Source organism: Pseudomonas sp. ENNP23, assembly GCF_001728945.1.
Lineage (GTDB): Bacteria > Pseudomonadota > Gammaproteobacteria > Pseudomonadales > Pseudomonadaceae > Metapseudomonas > Metapseudomonas otitidis.
In genome coordinates this window covers 13,077-28,988 of record NZ_LYSP01000061.1, presented here as the reverse complement: position 1 = coordinate 28,988, position 15,912 = coordinate 13,077, and the positions used below count along the sequence as shown (strand labels likewise).

14 protein-coding genes are annotated in these 15,912 nt (G+C 67.5%); 10 read left to right on the top strand and 4 right to left on the bottom strand.

The genetic code is table 11. The features are described 5' to 3' along the window. The 9 genes from A9G05_RS24460 to A9G05_RS24420 form a co-directional block, all read left to right on the top strand. On the top strand, positions 1-1,801 hold a 1,801-nt coding region (locus tag A9G05_RS24460), incomplete at its 5' end, for a type VI secretion system Vgr family protein (protein WP_069563423.1). 23 nt (positions 1,802-1,824) lie between these two features. Next, entirely contained in the window at positions 1,825-2,271 is a 447-nt protein-coding gene (locus A9G05_RS24455) for a DUF6484 domain-containing protein (RefSeq protein WP_069563419.1), read from the top strand. 13 nt (positions 2,272-2,284) lie between these two features. After that, positions 2,285-3,385: a DUF2169 domain-containing protein gene (locus A9G05_RS24450; protein WP_069563418.1), complete on the top strand. Its 1,101-nt coding sequence runs from the start codon at positions 2,285-2,287 to the stop codon at positions 3,383-3,385. Continuing rightward, positions 3,385-4,422 (top strand): 3-oxoacyl-ACP synthase, encoded by a 1,038-nt coding sequence (locus tag A9G05_RS24445; RefSeq protein WP_069563417.1) that lies wholly within the window; start codon positions 3,385-3,387, stop codon positions 4,420-4,422. The genes A9G05_RS24450 and A9G05_RS24445 overlap by 1 nt, the downstream gene beginning before the upstream one ends. Continuing rightward, complete coding sequence (locus A9G05_RS24440) at positions 4,422-5,513, top strand: PAAR-like domain-containing protein (protein ID WP_069563416.1); 1,092 nt, start codon at positions 4,422-4,424, stop codon at positions 5,511-5,513. Before A9G05_RS24445 ends, A9G05_RS24440 begins: the two co-directional genes overlap by 1 nt. 71 nt (positions 5,514-5,584) lie before the next feature. Beyond that, positions 5,585-6,424 carry a hypothetical protein gene (locus A9G05_RS24435; protein WP_083265755.1) on the top strand — a complete coding sequence of 280 codons (840 nt, stop codon included), beginning with the start codon at positions 5,585-5,587 and terminating at the stop codon, positions 6,422-6,424. A gap of 45 nt (positions 6,425-6,469) precedes the next feature. Next, positions 6,470-7,714, top strand: coding sequence for a TIGR02270 family protein (locus tag A9G05_RS24430; protein WP_069563415.1), 1,245 nt, complete (start codon positions 6,470-6,472; stop codon positions 7,712-7,714). A gap of 133 nt (positions 7,715-7,847) precedes the next feature. Next, on the top strand, positions 7,848-8,291 hold the full coding sequence (gene aroQ / locus A9G05_RS24425) for a type II 3-dehydroquinate dehydratase (protein WP_069563414.1): 444 nt from the start codon (positions 7,848-7,850) through the stop codon (positions 8,289-8,291). Between the two features lie 5 nt (positions 8,292-8,296). After that, entirely contained in the window at positions 8,297-9,154 is an 858-nt protein-coding gene (locus tag A9G05_RS24420) for a shikimate dehydrogenase (protein ID WP_069563413.1), read from the top strand. A 48-nt stretch (positions 9,155-9,202) separates the two neighbouring features. Here the strand turns inward: A9G05_RS24420 and A9G05_RS24415 are convergent, their stop codons facing one another. Together A9G05_RS24415 and quiC are read right to left on the bottom strand one after the other, a co-directional pair. Further along, positions 9,203-9,874, bottom strand: coding sequence for a TetR/AcrR family transcriptional regulator (locus A9G05_RS24415; RefSeq protein ID WP_069563412.1), 672 nt, complete (start codon positions 9,872-9,874; stop codon positions 9,203-9,205). A 90-nt stretch (positions 9,875-9,964) separates the two neighbouring features. Further along, positions 9,965-11,875: a 3-dehydroshikimate dehydratase QuiC gene (gene quiC / locus A9G05_RS24410; protein ID WP_069563411.1), complete on the bottom strand. Its 1,911-nt coding sequence runs from the start codon at positions 11,873-11,875 to the stop codon at positions 9,965-9,967. Positions 11,876-12,446: 571 nt separating this feature from the next. On the opposite strand from quiC, the gene A9G05_RS24405 reads away from it, so the two are divergent. Then, the gene (locus A9G05_RS24405) at positions 12,447-13,820 is read left to right on the top strand and encodes an MFS transporter (RefSeq protein WP_069563410.1); all 1,374 of its coding nucleotides are present in this window, start codon (positions 12,447-12,449) and stop codon (positions 13,818-13,820) included. A gap of 75 nt (positions 13,821-13,895) precedes the next feature. Here A9G05_RS24405 and A9G05_RS24400 read toward each other — a convergent pair whose 3' ends face one another. Next, positions 13,896-14,858: a LysR family transcriptional regulator gene (locus A9G05_RS24400; RefSeq protein ID WP_069563409.1), complete on the bottom strand. Its 963-nt coding sequence runs from the start codon at positions 14,856-14,858 to the stop codon at positions 13,896-13,898. 89 nt (positions 14,859-14,947) lie between these two features. After that, the gene (locus tag A9G05_RS24395) at positions 14,948-15,910 is read right to left on the bottom strand and encodes a peptidylprolyl isomerase (RefSeq protein ID WP_069563408.1); all 963 of its coding nucleotides are present in this window, start codon (positions 15,908-15,910) and stop codon (positions 14,948-14,950) included. Positions 15,911-15,912: the final 2 nt, after the last annotated feature.

The window sequence follows — 15,912 nt, the reverse complement described above, 5'->3', positions numbered from 1 at the left end:
CCGCGAGTGGGAGTACTGCGTGCAGTACCGCGAGACCAGCTTCGAGTTCGTCAGCCGACTGATGGAGCAGGAAGGCATCTACTACTACTTCCGCCATGAGCAGTCGCGCCATGTGCTGGTGCTCTCCGATGCCTACGGCGCCCACACCACCGCCCCCGGCTATGGCTCGGTGCCCTATTACCCCCTCGAAGACCAGATGCGCGAGCGTGACCACGTCTACGACTGGCACCTGGCGCAGGAAGTGCAGCCCGGCTCCCTGGCGCTCAACGACTACGACTTCAAGCGTCCCAGCGCACGCCTGGAGGTGCGTTCCAGCGTCAGCCGCAGCCACAGCAACGCCGACCATCCGCTCTACGACTACCCCGGCGAATACGTGCAGACCGGCGACGGCGAGCAGTACGCACGCAACCGCATCGAGGCCATCCAGACCCAGTACGAGCGCGTGCAACTGCGCACCAACGCGCGCGGCCTGGGTGCCGGCCACCTGTTCAAGATGACCGGCTACCCCCGAGACGACCAGAACCGCGAGTACCTGATCATCGGCGCCCGCTACGCGGTCAGCCAGGAAGCCTACGAGACCGGTTCCGGTGGTGATCTGCAGTACGACAGCGACCTGGAATGCATCGACGCCGGGCAAGCTTTCCGGCCGATGCCGACCACCATCAAGCCCATCGTCCAGGGCCCGCAGACCGCCATGGTGGTCGGGCCCAAGGGTGAGGAGATATGGACCGACCAGTACGGCCGGGTGAAGGTGCATTTCTACTGGGACCGGCACGACCAGTCCAACGAGAACAGCTCCTGCTGGATTCGCGTCTCCCAATCCTGGGCCGGCAAGAACTGGGGCCACATCCAGATCCCGCGCATCGGCCAGGAGGTGATCGTCAGCTTCCTCGAAGGTGACCCGGACCGTCCGATCATCACCGGCCGCGTCTACAACGCCGAGCAGACCGTGCCCTACGACCTGCCCGCCAACGCCACTCAGAGCGGGATCAAGAGCCGCTCCAGCAAGGGCGGCACACCGGCCAACTTCAACGAGATCCGCATGGAGGACAAGAAGGGCGAGGAGCAGCTCTTCATCCACGCGGAGAAGAACCAGGACATCGAGGTCGAGAACGACGAGACCCATTGGGTCGGCCACGACCGCACCAAGACCATCGACCACGACGAAACGGTGCACGTGAAGCACGACCGCACCGAAACGGTGGACAACAACGAGACCATCACCATCGGTGTCGACCGCACCGAGCAGGTCGGCAACAACGAGACCATCACCATCGGCGTCAACCGCACCGAGAGCGTCGGCAGCAACGAGAGCATCACCATCGGTGCCAACCGCACCGAGAGCGTCGGCAGCAACGAGACCATCACCATCGGCAGCAACCGCACCGAAAGCGTGGGCGCCGACGAGCGCATCACCATCGGTGCCAACCGCACCGAGAGCGTCGGCAGCAACGAGACCATCACCATCGGCAGCAACCGCACCGAGAGCGTGGGCAGCAACGAAAGCGTGGACATCGGTGCCAACCAGACCACCAGCATCGGCAGGAACGAGTCCCGCAGCGTCGGCCAGAACCGCAGCACCAGCGTGGGCCAGAGCGACAGCCTGGACGTGGGTAAGCACTTCTCGCTCAATGCCGGCGACTCCATCACCCTGGTCACCGGCTCCGCCAGCATCACCATGAAGAAGGACGGCACCATCGTCATCAGCGGCAAGAACATCACCCTCGACGGCTCCGGTGCGATCAACGTCAAGGCCAGCAAGAACGTCGTGGTGAAAGGCCAGAAGATCCTGCAGAACTAGGCCCTGCGGCCAGGGAGTAGCACATGACAGTCCACACCCACACCCCGGCTGCCACCCGCCTCGACGGCGTGGTGATCGGCGTCCTCCTCGATGTCCCCGAGGCATCCAGCCCCGTGGTGGCCTTCGCCGGCTGCCCATCGGAAACCGGCATCGCCGCGACCACCACCGCCGTGCTCGCCCGCGATGACATCGGCACCCAGGTGGCGCTGATGTTCGTCGGCGGCGACCCGTCCCGCCCGCTGGTCATCGGCCGCATCCAGCGCCTGCCGGAGACCCGCCAGGCACCAGCGGTGGCCCACATCGACGGCGAACGCCTGGAGTTCTCCGCCGAGCGCGAGATCGTCCTGCGCTGCGGCAAGGCCAGCATCACCCTGACCCGCGAAGGCAAGGTGCTGATCAAGGGCGCCTACCTTTCCAGCCGCTCCTCGGGCGTCAACCGCATCAAGGGCGGTTCGGTGCAGATCAACTGACAGAGCCGCGCCCATGGAATTGCTCAACGCCACCCGCCTGATGGTTGCCTACACCCAGGGCCTGGCCCCGGATGGCCGGGAATCCCTGGTGGTGGTCGCCAAGGGCACCTTCGACCTGCCCCTGGACGGCCGCGAGGCGAGCCTGGCCGAGGTCCAGCGCCCGCTGCTGATGGCCGACGAATACGTCGGCGAACCCGGCCTCTCGGCACCGCGCCAGGAAATGGACTTCGCCCCGGTCAAACCCTTCTGCGACGTGCTGGTGATGGGCAAGGCCCATGCACCCAACGGGCGCCCCGCCACCCAGATCACCGCCGGCATCCGCGTCGGCCGGGTCAGCAAGGCCTTCAGCGTGCTCGGCCCCCGCCAGTGGGTGCCCGGTGCCCTCGGTGCGGCCCCGGGAGCCCCGCAGCCCTTCATCGAGCAGGACATCGGCTACGCCCACGCCTTCGGCGGAAGCCACGCCATGGCCGACCGCCCCGACTTCGCCGACAGCTACCTGGCCAACCCGGCCGGCCGCGGCTGGTACCCGAGGAGCGCCAGCACCGCCGACATCGTCGGCATGCCCATGCCCAGCACCGAAGCCCTCGGCCAACCCATCGACAGCCCCCACGGCGACTTCACCCCCATGGCCCTCGGCCCCATCGGCCGCCACTGGCAGCCGCGCATCGGCCACGCCGGCACCTATGACGACGCCTGGCTGGCGGACCACTTCCCCTTCCTGCCGCCGGACTTCGACACCCGCTACTACCAGGCCGCCCCGCCGGACCAGCAGACCGAGTACCTGCAGGGCGGCGAGGACGTGCTGCTGCTCAACCTCACCCAACAGGAACGCGCCGGTTTCAAGGTGCCGAGGATGCAGGTGCCGGTGACGTTCTTCCTGAAGAAGGGTGGCCACGAGACGATGCAGGCGGTGATCGACACGCTGGTAGTGGACACCGACGCCGGCCAGGTGGAGATCACCTGGCGTGCGAGCCGGGCGTTGAGGCGGAACATGTTCGAGGTGGAGCAGTTGCTGGTCGGTTCACGTTCCCGTGCATGGTGGCGGGCGCGAGAGCTTGGCAAGACCTACTCCCCCTCCCTGGCCATGCTGCGGCACAAGGAAGGCAATCCGTGATGCAGGCACTCGTTATCAAGGGCGTCGGGATGGTCACGGCTGTCGGCCATGACGCCCTGTCCACCTGTGCAGCGATACGCTGCGCCATCGACAACTTCCAGGACACCCGTTTCCTCGACAAGGGCGGCGAGTGGCTGGTCGGCTCCAGTGTGCAGCTCGAAGAGGCCTGGCGCGGCCAGACCAAGCTGGTGAAGATGGCGGCCAGGGCCATTGCCGAAGCAATCGCCTCCACGCCTGGCCTCGATCCCTCGAAGACCCCGTTGCTGCTCTGCATTGCCGAAGAAGACAGGCCCGCCCGACTCGCCGACCTCGGCCCGCGCCTGATTCGCGGCATCCAGAAAGAGCTGGGGGTGGAGTTCCACGCCGGTTCGAGCTTCATCGCCCGCGGCCGTGTCGGTGCGGCGGTGGGGCTGCTCAATGCGCGCAAGCTGATCCATGAACTCGGCCACCGCCATGTGCTCATCGCGGGCGTCGACTCGTTTCTCAACGCCCCGGTCATGGAAGCCTATGAACGACGGGATCGCCTGCTCACCAGCCTCAACTCGAACGGTTTCATCCCCGGAGAAGGCGCCGCTGCGGTGAGCCTCTGCGCCCCGGTCGCGGACGACCACCCCCAACTGCTCTGCACGGGTCTGGGGTTCGGCATGGAGCCTGCCACCGTCGAGTCGCTCGACATGCCCCTGCGCGCGGATGGCCTCACCCAGGCCTTGCGCGCCGCACTGCAGGAATCCGGTTCCAGCATGGAGTCCTACGACTACCGCCTCACCGACCTCTCGGGGGAGCAGTACTACTTCAAGGAAGCGTCCCTCGCACTCAGCCGCAACCTGCGGGTACGCACGGAGTTCTTCGACCTCTGGCATCCCGCCGACTGCATAGGCGAATGCGGCGCGGCGATAGGCCCGGCGCTGTTGGTGCTGGCGCACGCTGCCAGCCGCAAGGGCTACAGCCCCGGCAACAACATCCTCTGCCACTTGGGCAACGATGCCGGCCAGCGAGCGGTCGCCCTGCTGAGCTATCAACATGTGAGGGCTGCCTGATGGCCAACCAGGTCTACGCGAACAACATGGAGGTCTCGTGCAAGGCAGCCGACGGCAAGTCCGTGGCCTGCTTCCCCGACGTCTGTTTCACGCCCCCACAGGCACCTCCCACCCCCACCGGCGTGCCCATCCCCTACCCCAACACCGGGATGGCCAAGGACACCACCAACGGCACCCGGACCATCAAGATCTCCGGCCAGGAAGTGATGCTCAAGAACAAGAGCTACTTCAAGACCAGCTACGGCGACGAGGCGGGTTGCGCCCCCAAGAAGGGCGTGGTCACCAGCAAGATCAAGGGCAAGGTCTACTTCACCGCCTGGTCGATGAACGTGAAGTTCGAAAGCCTCAACGTCGTGAGGATGATGGACCTGACCACCCACAACCATGCCTCCTTCCCCGGCAACACACCCACCTGGCCCTACATCGACGAAGTGGCCACGGGAGCACCGGGCAAGGGTTGCGAGGAGGAGCGCAAGAACGTCAAGGACAAGTGCTCCGGGGACCACGACAAGGACTGCAAGGACGATGCCTGTCAGAACGCCAAGAAATGCATGCTGGTGCCCTACACCGCTCGCGCGACGGAAAACCAGACGGGCTGCTGCGAAGGCGAGACCCCGCACCACCTCGTGGAAGTCCACTGCTTCACCGAAGCCGGCGGCAGAAAAGACAAGACCCGTCTGAGCGGCTTCAGCGCATACGACGATACGCGCGCGCCCTGCGTGTGCGTCACGGGGTCACGCTATACGGGCACCCACGGCAACATGCACGCCATCCAGAACACGGCCGAGAAAGGCTACATGGTGCCGGAGAGTGCCGGCGGCCCGAGGTCGCAGATGGGCGGCAAGGACGATGCCTGGAACTACGGCGCCGCGAAGAAGACCGGGATATTCGCCCACCAGAAGACCTTCCCCACCTCCGGCAAGGACGGCAAACCCTGTAGCGAAGCCTGCCTTGCCGCCCAGCTCGACAATTACCACAAGCAAGTGGGTGTAACTGACGACAAGACGCCGTTGCGCGCGGACCGTTCGCCGCTCAAGGACGAGCAGAAGGAATGGGGCGCCACGCAGCTCGAATCGATGGATGACGATTGAAGAGTGATGTGAACAGCATGAACAACGGAAACGTAACCTTTGCCAGGTGCTCGATAGTCAGGCGCGACCTGGTGTTCATCAGCGCCCAGGTCACCGAGCTGAACGAACGCAACGTCGATCACACCAAGGTGCTGCGCTGGAAGGACGGTGCCTTCGTGCACTTCATGATCGACTGGGCCACCACCGCGATCAGCGCGACGACGCCCCCCCTGACCTTGCTGTCGATGGGGCTCGATGGCGACATCCACGTCTTCCAGGGCTCCAACAGGAGCACCGAACGCATCGCCGGACCGGGTGATTTCGGCCCACTGCGCGACATGCGCCTGATCGCCGGCACGCACTATGCCGCGGGCATGCAACGTCAGGTCTACCGGCGCAACGACGACGGCAGTTGGCAATCCATCGCCGATGCCATCCTCAATCGCGAGGGCATCAAGGGCTTCAACGCCATCGACGGCTTCGCGGCGAACGAGCTGTACACCGTCGGCATGGATGGCGAAATCTGGATTTTCGACGGCCAGCACTGGCAGGCCCTGGAAAGTCCGACCTCCGTGGCCCTGCAGGGCGTGCACTGCAGCGAAGACGGTACCGCCTATGTCGTCGGCCAGGCGGGCGTCGTGCTCTTCGGCCGAGGGGACCAATGGGACTTCATCGACTTGAGTGACTTCAGCGAAGACCTGTGGGGGGTGCAGACCTTCGACGGGACGCTGTTCGTCGCGTCCTCCAGGGGCGTCTACCGGATCATCGACGGCGAGCTGAAGAAAGCCGATATCGGCTCGGCCGGCACGGGCTCGGCGTCCTACCTCACCAAGGGGGACGGCGTGCTCTGGTCCATCGGCAACCGGCACCTCGCCTATACCGCCGACGGCGAGCACTGGACGGTCGTGGATTATGACGATGCCAGCTACTGATACGCCCTTCGCCTTTTTCCCGGTGCTCTCCAGTGCGGTGAACGCATGAGCCAGCCTGTCTTGCGCGTCCTCGACCAACACGCCGAAGAAGCCGGCTTCCTCGCCAGCCTGCGCGACTACGCCGTGCGTGCGCCACATTACGACCTCAAGCACCTGCGCACCCTCGACAGCCGCATCGAAGCGCACCTGGACGGGTTGCTGATCGCCGGGCTCAAGGGGCTCGACCTGCTGCTCAAGGCGCTGTCGCCCCACGCCACCGGCGAAGTGTTCGCCGCCACGGCACTGGCCTTCATGGCCGGCAACGGCCCGGCGCTGTCGAGCCTCGCCGAGCACCTGCGCAAGGCGCCGGACGGCGAGCGTGGCTTCACCTCGGCGCTGGGCTGGCTGGAGTGGGCGACCGTCGAACCCTGGATCGAGCGCCTCCTGGCCTCGCCCGAGCCGCTGTTCCGGCGCATGGGCCTGGCGGCCTGCGGCATGCACCGGCGTGATCCCGGCCCGGCCTTGCTGGCCGGCCTCGCCCACAGCGACCCTGGCGTACTGGCACGCGCGGCGCGTACAGCCGGTGAACTGCGGCGGCGGGACCTGATGCCCGCCATCCGCGCCCACCGCCTGCACGACGACATGTCGCTGCGTTTCTGGGCCAACTGGGCCACGGTGCAGATGGGCGACGAGGAAGCCCTCGGCCCGCTGCGCCTGCTGGCAGAGCACCCCGGCCCGCTGCGCCTGCGGGCGTTGGGTGTGCTGCTGTGCTGGCAGCCCCGGGAGGCCAGCATCCAATGGTTGCGCGCATTGATGGGCGACCCCCGGCACCACCGCCTGGTGATCCAGGCCACCGGCCCCTTCGGTGATCCGGTGGCGGTGCCCTGGCTGATCCAGCGCATGCACGAACTGCCCCTTGCCCGCGCGGCCGGCGAAGCCTTCACCCTGATCACCGGGGCGGACCTCGCCGACCTGGACCTGGAGCTGCGCCAGGTCCCGGACTATGACGCCGGCCCCACCGATGAGCCTGACGACCCGAACGTGGACATGGACCCGGACACCGACCTCCCCTGGCCCGACCCCGCGCGCGTCGAGGCCTGGTGGCAGGCCAACCGCCCACGCTTCGCCAACGGCACGGCCTACCTGCTGGGCGAGCCCCTCAGCGAAGCGCGCTGCCTGGCCGTGCTGCAGAGCGGCTACCAGCGCCAGCGCGTGGCAGCGGCCAACGCCCTGGCGCGCTTCGTACCGACCCGCCCCGTCTTCCCCACCAGCGCCCCTGCCCTGCGGCAGCGTCAGTTGCTGGGCTGCTGACAGCCGATAATCGAACACTAAATCCCGGTGCGCCGCTGCGTCGGTGAGGCGTCGATTGACCGAATTAACCAGTTAGTACATTTTCCTCGCGCACGGTGGAAACCATCCCGTCGTGAATGACCTGGAGAATGAGATGCCCCCGATCGTCCTGGTGCTCAACGGCCCCAACCTCAACCTGCTGGGAACCCGAGAGCCCGCCACCTACGGCCACGAGACCCTGGCCGACATCGCCGACCAGTGTGCCCGCACCGCTACCGGGCTGGGCCTGACGGTGGACTTCCGGCAGACCCACCACGAAGGCCAGCTGATCGAGTGGATCCACGAAGCCCGTGGCCGCTGTGCCGGCATCCTGATCAACCCGGCAGCCTGGACCCACACCTCGGTGGCCATCCGCGACGCCCTGGCGGCGGTCGAGCTGCCGGTCATCGAAGTGCACCTGTCCAACGTGCACAAGCGCGAAGCCTTCCGTCACCACTCCTTCGTTTCCGCCATTGCCGTGGGCGTCATCTGCGGCCTTGGCAGTCAGGGCTACAGCCTGGCACTCCAGCATTTCGGCCAACTGCTCAACACCAAGTGAATGCCATGTCCAACCCGTCCGATTCCGTACTCGCCGGCCTGATCGGCGCCGGCATCCAGGCTTCCCGCACCCCTGCCCTGCACGAGCACGAGGGCGATGCCCAGGGCCTGCGCTACCTCTACCGGCTGATCGACCTCGATGCCCTCAGGCTGGACGCCAGCGCCCTCCCCGACCTGCTGCGCAGCGCCGAGCAGATGGGTTTCACCGGGCTGAACATCACCTTCCCCTGCAAGCAGGCCATCCTCCCGCTGCTGGATGAGCTGTCCCCCGAAGCCGCCGGCATCGGTGCGGTGAACACCGTGGTGCTGAAGGACGGCCAGCGCGTCGGCCACAACACCGACTGCCTCGGCTTTGCCGAAGGTTTCCGCCGCGGCCTCCCCGGCGTGCAGCACCGCCAGGTGGTGCAGATGGGCGCAGGCGGTGCCGGCTCTGCCGTGGCCCAGGCCCTGCTGGCCGAAGGCGTCGAGCGCCTGACCCTGTTCGAGGTGGACGCTGCCCGTGGCCAGGCCCTGGTGGACAGCCTCAACCAGCATTTCGGCCCCGGCCGCGCCGCCCTGGGCGGCCATCTGCCCAGCGCCATGGCGGAGGCCGACGGCCTGGTGAACACCACCCCCATCGGCATGGCCAAGCTGCCGGGTACACCGATGCCGGCCGAACTGCTGCGCGCCGACCTGTGGGTGGCGGAGATCGTCTACTTCCCGCTGGAGACCGAGCTGCTGCGCGACGCCCGCGCCATCGGCTGCCAGACCCTGGATGGCAGCACCATGGCGGTGTTCCAGGCGGTGAAGGCCTTCGAGCTGTTCAGCGGCCGCACGGCCGACGCCGACCGCATGATGGCGCACTTCGCCAGCCTGAACGGCTGAAACGAAACGGGGCGGCCAATGCCGCCCCGTTCATGTCGGTGAGATGCGTCAGGGCTGGGCGAGGAAGCGCAGTACCGACTCGCAGATCATCGCCTTGTGCCGCGCCTTCACCTGCTCGTCGGTGAGGTCGATCTCGAAGATCTGCCCGAAGGTGTTGCGGTTGGACACCCGGTAGAAGCAGAACGAACTGATCAGCAGGTGCAGGTCCAGCGCCTGGATGCCCGGCCGGAACGCTCCCTCGGCCTGGCCGCGCTGGATGATCTCGCCCATGGCATCGAGGATGGTGCTGCTCATGGTGCGGATGGTCCTGGACTGCCGCACGTACTCCCCGTAGTGGATGTTCTCGATGCAGACGATGCGCACGAAATCCACGTTGCGGTCGTGGTGGTCGAAGGTGAACTCAACCAGTCGCTGGATCGCCTCGCGGGGCGGCAGTTCGGCCAGGTGCAACTGCGCCTCGGTGCCACGGATATCGCCGTAGAGCTTCTCCAGCACCTCCAGGTAGAGCTGCTCCTTGCTGCCGAAGTAGTAGTAGATCATCCGCTTGGAGGTCTGCATGCGTTCGGCGATGGCGTCGACCCGGGCGCCCGAGAGCCCCTGCTGGACGAACTCGACGATGGCCGCCTTGAGGATGTCCTCGCGGGTCTTCTCGGGGTTGTTCTTGCGTCCTTTGCGGGGGGCGTCGGCGGGGGTGTCTGGCAGTTCTGTCGTTATTGTCATGGGGGGCTCGCGGCCTGCGGAAACCGGCCGATTATGGGCGGCGCGCTCCGGAGGGGGAAGCCTGGCGCACGCGGCGCCAGGCCACCCGTGTCAGAGCCTGGCCTTCACCGGCGCGCCGCTGCGGGCCTTGGCCATGGCCGCCAGGCGCACCGCCACGTTGGCCGCTCCGTAGCCGGCGTAGCCGTTGCGGCGCTGCAGGACCTCGAAGAAGAAGCGCCCCTCGAACGGCTCGGTGTACACATGAAACAGCTCGCCGCCCTGGGCGTCGCGGTCGTAGAGCACGTTGTAATAGGCCAGTTCGCTGAGGAATTCGTCATCGAAATCGAAGCGCGCGGCCAGGTCGTCGTAATAGTTCAGCGGAATGTCCAGCAGCGGTACCCCCGCCTCCTTGGCCCGGCTCACCTCGGCAAAGATGTCCTCGCAGGCGAAGGCGATGTGGTGGGCACCCGAGCCCCGATAGCTGGAAAGCGCGTGGGAGATGGCGGTGTTGCGGTTCTCCGAGATGTTCAGCGGCAGGCGGATGCTGCTGCAGCGGCTGCGCAGCGCCTGGCTCTTCACCAGGCCGTATGGGTCCGGCAGCACCATCTCGTCGTCGGCCTCGAAGTCCAGCACGCTCTTGTAGAACAGCACCCAACTGTCCAGGCCGTCCGCTGGCAGCGCCAGGGCCATGTGGTCGATGCGCTGCAAGGCGCCGCTCTGGGTGGTGCTGGCATCGAGCACGAAGTCGCTGTCGTAGATGGACTGCCCCGCCGGAGCCTGCTCCACCAGGTACAGCAGGCTGCCGTCGGGGGCTCGCACAGCGGGGATTTCCCGCTCGTTGGGCCCCACCAGCCCACGGAACGGCTGACCCCGGTACTCCCGGGCACGCTCCAGGGCGGGGCTGCTGTGATCCACCCGCAGCGCGATGGCGCACAGCGAAGGACCGTGGGCCTCGAAGTAGCCATGGGCGAAGGAATAGGGCTCGGCATTGAGCACGATGTTGATGTCCCCCTGGCGCAGCAGGCTCACGTCCTTGGAGCGGTGCCGTCCGGCACGGGCGAAGCCCAGGCGCTCCAGCCAGCCGGCGAGCTTCGCGCCCTGGGCCTCGTCCACGGCGAATTCGAGGAACTCCACCCCGGCGTAATGGCTGGCCGGCGGCGGTGCAACGAGCATGTCGAGGTTGGCCGGCGGTACCGGGTCCTTCTGCAGCAGCGCGCGGGTCTTCTCCTCCAGGTAGAGCAGCGAACGCAGGCCGTCCGCCGCATTGGCACGGGGCGGCGCAGCGCGGAAACCGTCGTTGAAGATCTCCAGGGACAGCGGGCCGGTGTAGCCGCTGCGCAGGATCGACGCCAGGAAGCCCGGCAGGTCGAATTCGCCCTGCCCCGGAAAGCAGCGGAAGTGCCGGCTCCACTCCAGCACGTCCATGTTCAGCAGCGGCGCATCGGCCATCTGCACGAAGAAGATCCTGTCCCCCGGAATGTCGGCGATGCCGCTCGGGTCCCCCTTGATCGACAGGGTGTGGAAGCTGTCCAGCAACACCCCGAGGGCCGGGTGATCGGCCTGGCGGACGATGTCCCAGACCTGCTGCCAACTGTTCACGTGGCGGCCCCAGGCCAGCGCCTCATAGCCGATGCGCAGGCCGCGCGCGCCGGCCCGCTCGGCCAGCAGGCGCAGGTCGTCCACCAGGATGCGCTCGTCCGCCAGGGCATCGGCCTGGACGTTGCTGCACACCAGCACCAGGTCCGTGCCCAGCTCCTGCATCAGGTCGAACTTGCGCTCGGCGCGGTCGAGGTTCCTCTGCAGGCGCTCGCGGCGGCAGCCCTCGAAGTCACGGAACGGTTGGAACAGGGTGACGGCCAGTCCGAGGTCCGCGCACATCTGGCGGATTTCCCGCGGGCTGCCGGCGTAGTACAGCAGGTCGTTCTCGAAGATCTCGACGCCATCGAAACCGGCGGCGGCGATGGCTTCGAGTTTTTCCGGCAGGGTACCGCTCAGGGAGACGGTGGCAATGGAACGCTGCATGTTCAGCTCCTGGTAAAGGTGCCGGCACGGGGGCCAGCGGCGGACCCGGGTCGCTGCGTGAACGCACGCAAAACCCCTTCGTTCTTGTGGCCGGATGGATTATTCGCGCGTAAAGTCAGCGCCTCAATCAAAATGTACGAACTGGTTAGTTTTGTGTTCGATCACCGAACAGAAGGCCGGTAATCGAATTGACGCTTTTTCGATCACTGCGCAACATGCCGCCCATGTCGCAGGTCTCCCCGCCGGTCGGCGCCTCTGCCGAACCCGCCGCCCGGCTGGCCCTGCGATGGCCTACACGCGTCACGACATAACAATTTCAAGAACGGGTACCTGCTCATGCTCACCTGCGTCCTGCACCCCCGCTGCATCCCTTGCACCCCGGCCCTGCCCCGCCCAGCGCGACCCGCCGAGCCCGTCTGACCCCGCATCCCCGACACCGAGAATGGCCCTGACCGGACGTCTCCCGACGCGCCGGCCACGACCCGACTCCGCCCCACTGCGTGCGTGCCGCCCCGGACCTGTCCAAGGGCGAAGCGCAGGGGGCGACAGCACAATAAAAACGGAGACAACGATGGCGACTTCCTCCTCGAACCAGGCCAAGAAAGCGACGGCCAGCGGCTGGATCGGCTCCGCCCTGGAGTACTACGACTTCTTCATCTACGCCCAGGCCGCAGCCCTGATCTTCCCGCAGATCTTCTTCCCCAACAGCGACCCCAAGATGGCGATCATCGCCTCCCTGGCCACCTACGGCGTCGGCTACCTGGCCCGCCCCGTCGGTGCCTTCGTGCTGGGCCACTGGGGCGACACCCGGGGCCGCAAGAACGTCCTGCTGCTGTGCATGTTCCTGATGGGTCTCTCCACCATGGCGGTGGGTCTGCTGCCGACCTACCACGACATCGGCATCCTCGCGCCCATCGCCCTGGTGATCCTGCGCCTGGTGCAGGGCTTCGCCGTGGCCGGCGAGATCTCCGGCGCCAGCTCGATGATCATGGAGCACGCCCCTTTCGGCCGGCGCGGCTACTACGCCAGCTTCACCCTGCAGGGCGTGCAGGCCGGCCAGGTGATGGCCGCCGCCGTGTTCCTGCCGCTGGCCTACTTCATGCCCAGTGATGCCTTCAACGAATGGGGCTGGCGCATTCCCTTCCTGATGAGCGCGTTCGTGCTGGTGGCCGGCTTCATCATCCGCCGCGAAGTCCACGAGACCCCGGCCTTCGTCCAGGAAGAGAACCAGCAGAAGGTCGCCAAGTCGCCGGTCGCCGAAGCCTTCCGCCACAGTTGGAAGCACATGGTGCTGGTGATGTTCATGGCCCTGATGAACGTGATCCCGGTGGTCGCCACCATCTTCGGCGCCGCCTATGCCGTGCAGCCGGCCTATGGCATCGGCTTCGACAAGAGCGTCTACCTGTGGATCCCGGTGGTGGGCAACATCGTCGCCGTGCTGGTCATCCCCTTCGTCGGCAACCTCTCCGACAAGATCGGCCGCCGCCCGACCATGATCACCGGCTGCCTGGGTTCCGGCCTGCTCGCCTTCGGCTACCTCTACGCCATCAGCATCCAGAACGTGCCGCTCGCCTTCGGCCTGTCGATCCTCATGTGGGGCATGGTCTACCAGGGCTACAACGCGGTGTTCCCGAGCTTCTACCCGGAGCTGTTCCAGACCCGCTACCGCGTTTCCGCCATGGCCATCGCGCAGAACATCGGCACCATGCTCACCGCCATGCTGCCGGCCCTGTTCGCCGCCGTCGCCCCGCCCGGCTCGGACAACATCCCGGTGGTGATCGGCAGCCTCGCCTTCCTCATCACCTGCGTCTGCGCCCTGGCCGCCTACCTGGCACCGGAAACCCATCGCCTGGCCATGGACGACCTCGGCAAGCCCGACGCCCAGCCGATGGACAAGCAGCAGTACGAGGCCACCCGCCAGGGCAGCCTGCGCACCACCGGCTGAGCCTGCACCGCTGCATCCAGGCCCCCGCAGGGGGGCCTTGTTCGTTCCAGCCGGGACGGTGTGGAACCTGCCCCGTCAGAACCAGTCCCGCCGCTCCTCGAAGGCGGCACGCACCAGGGCGACGATGCGCTGCACCTCGTCGCGCTCGCTGGCCTCGCTGCGCACGGCGAGCCAGGCGTTGAGGGTCATGGGCTGAGGGAACAGCGCCGGCAGCGCCAGCAGGTTCTTGTCGATCATCGGGACGTAGTGCGGCAGCAGCCCGATGCAGGCGCTCCACTGGATCATCTGCCGCTGCACCTCGTAGGCGTTCACCCGCGTCACCCCCGAGCGGCGCGCGGCGATGGCATCGTTCCACGGCGCCAGGGCTGCCAGGCCTGACTGGCCGCTGAGGTCCACCAGCATGTAGTCCTCCAGCTCCAGCAGGCTGCGCGGTCGGCTGCTTTCCCGCGAGTAACGCTTGGCCACGTGGGGCAGGTAATCCAGCGGGGCCAGGCAGGCGAGCGTGTCACAGGGGAACCCGGGATCGGGGGGCGGTCCTTCGGGGGCCAGCCAGACCTGCACGTCCACATCGGCCGCGGGGGCGCTGGTGCTGTCCAGGCGCAGCAGGTCCAGGCGCACCCGCGCATGCTGGCGCAGGTAGGCCAGCAGGTCGCGCCCGAGAATGTCGTGCAGCAGGGTCTCGGCCACGGCGATGCACACCCGGGGCTGATCCTCATGCTGCGGCCGGGGCAGGTCGAGCAGCTCCAGGCGTGCGCTGAACAACTGGCGCAGACGGCGCCCCTCGGGGCTGAGTACCACGGTGTTGCCCTGGTGCACGAACAGCGGCTGGCCGTTCCAGGCGGCCAGTTGCGCCAGCTTCTTGCGCAGCAGCGTGGGCTTGATGCTGAGGCTGCGGGCCGCCTGCATGAAGCACCCGCAGCGGGCGGCGGCGAGAAAGCAGCGCGCGGCCTCGTGGTCGAGCCCCGGCAGCGCCGGGTCCAGCGGTGTTTCCTCCAGGCCGGGGGCGTGCACCGGCCCGGCGCCTTCCTGCAATGTCATGGCACCTCCTCCCTAAGGAATCCTCGGCGCGCCGGGCGATGGCTCGCGCGCCGGTCGTGGCCGGTACCTCCCTGTCCGGCCCGTCCCGCTCAGTGCGCAGTCTCCAGCGCCTGACTGATCTGTGCTCCGTCGATGCTCAGGGTGCCGGCGTTGACCAACCCATCCAGGTAGGCCCGGGCCACCTGCTGCTGGCGTTGCGCACGCAGCGCATCGCGCAGGCGCCCGCGCACCTCGTCGAGGGTTGCCGTGCGCGACGGCTGGGCCTCCAGCACCCGCAGCACGTGGTAGCCGTCCTGGCTGCGCACCGGGTCGGACACGGCCCCCGGCTTCAGCTCCAACAGCACCTGGCGCATGGCCGGCTGGTACTGCTGCAGCGGCTGGAGGCCGCTGTCGCCGCCCTGCTCCGCCGATGCCCGGTCCTCGGAGTGCTGCCGCGCCAGGGCGGCAAAGTCGGCACCCTCGGCCCGCGCACGGCGCGCCAGGTCCTGGGCCTGCTTGCGCACCTGCTCTTCGCTGCGCTCCGGCCCCACCGCCAGGAAGATCTGCGCCACCCGCAGCATCGGCGGGGTGGTCCAGTTGGCCTTGCCGGCGTCATAGGCGGCCTGCAGTTCGGCGTCGCTGGGGTAGCCCTCCGGCACCTGGCTGACCGCCTCCAGGTAGGTGCGCAGCAGCACCTGCTCGGTGGCGGCACGGGTCATGCGGCGGATTTCCGGGCGGTCTTCCCAGCCCTGGGCCTCGGCCTGCTGCAGCAGTGCCTTCTCGGCCAGGCGACCGCGTATCCAGGCCTCCAGCGCGGGGCGGTCCTCGCGCAGTTGCTCGCGGCTTTCCGCTGGCAGTGTCGCCAGCAGTGCGGTCAGCTCATCCGCCTCCAGCGCCAGCGCGCCAAGGCGCGCGACGGCCGCGCGCGACGCCACCGGCGCCGCTGCCACCTGCACTGCCGACTGCACGGCGGCCTCCGGCGGTGAGCCGGGGCGCAGCCCCAGCACCACCCCGGCCACGCTCGCGGTCAGGGCCACGCCACCCAGGCCCCACAGGGCTCCACGCCAGGCCATGG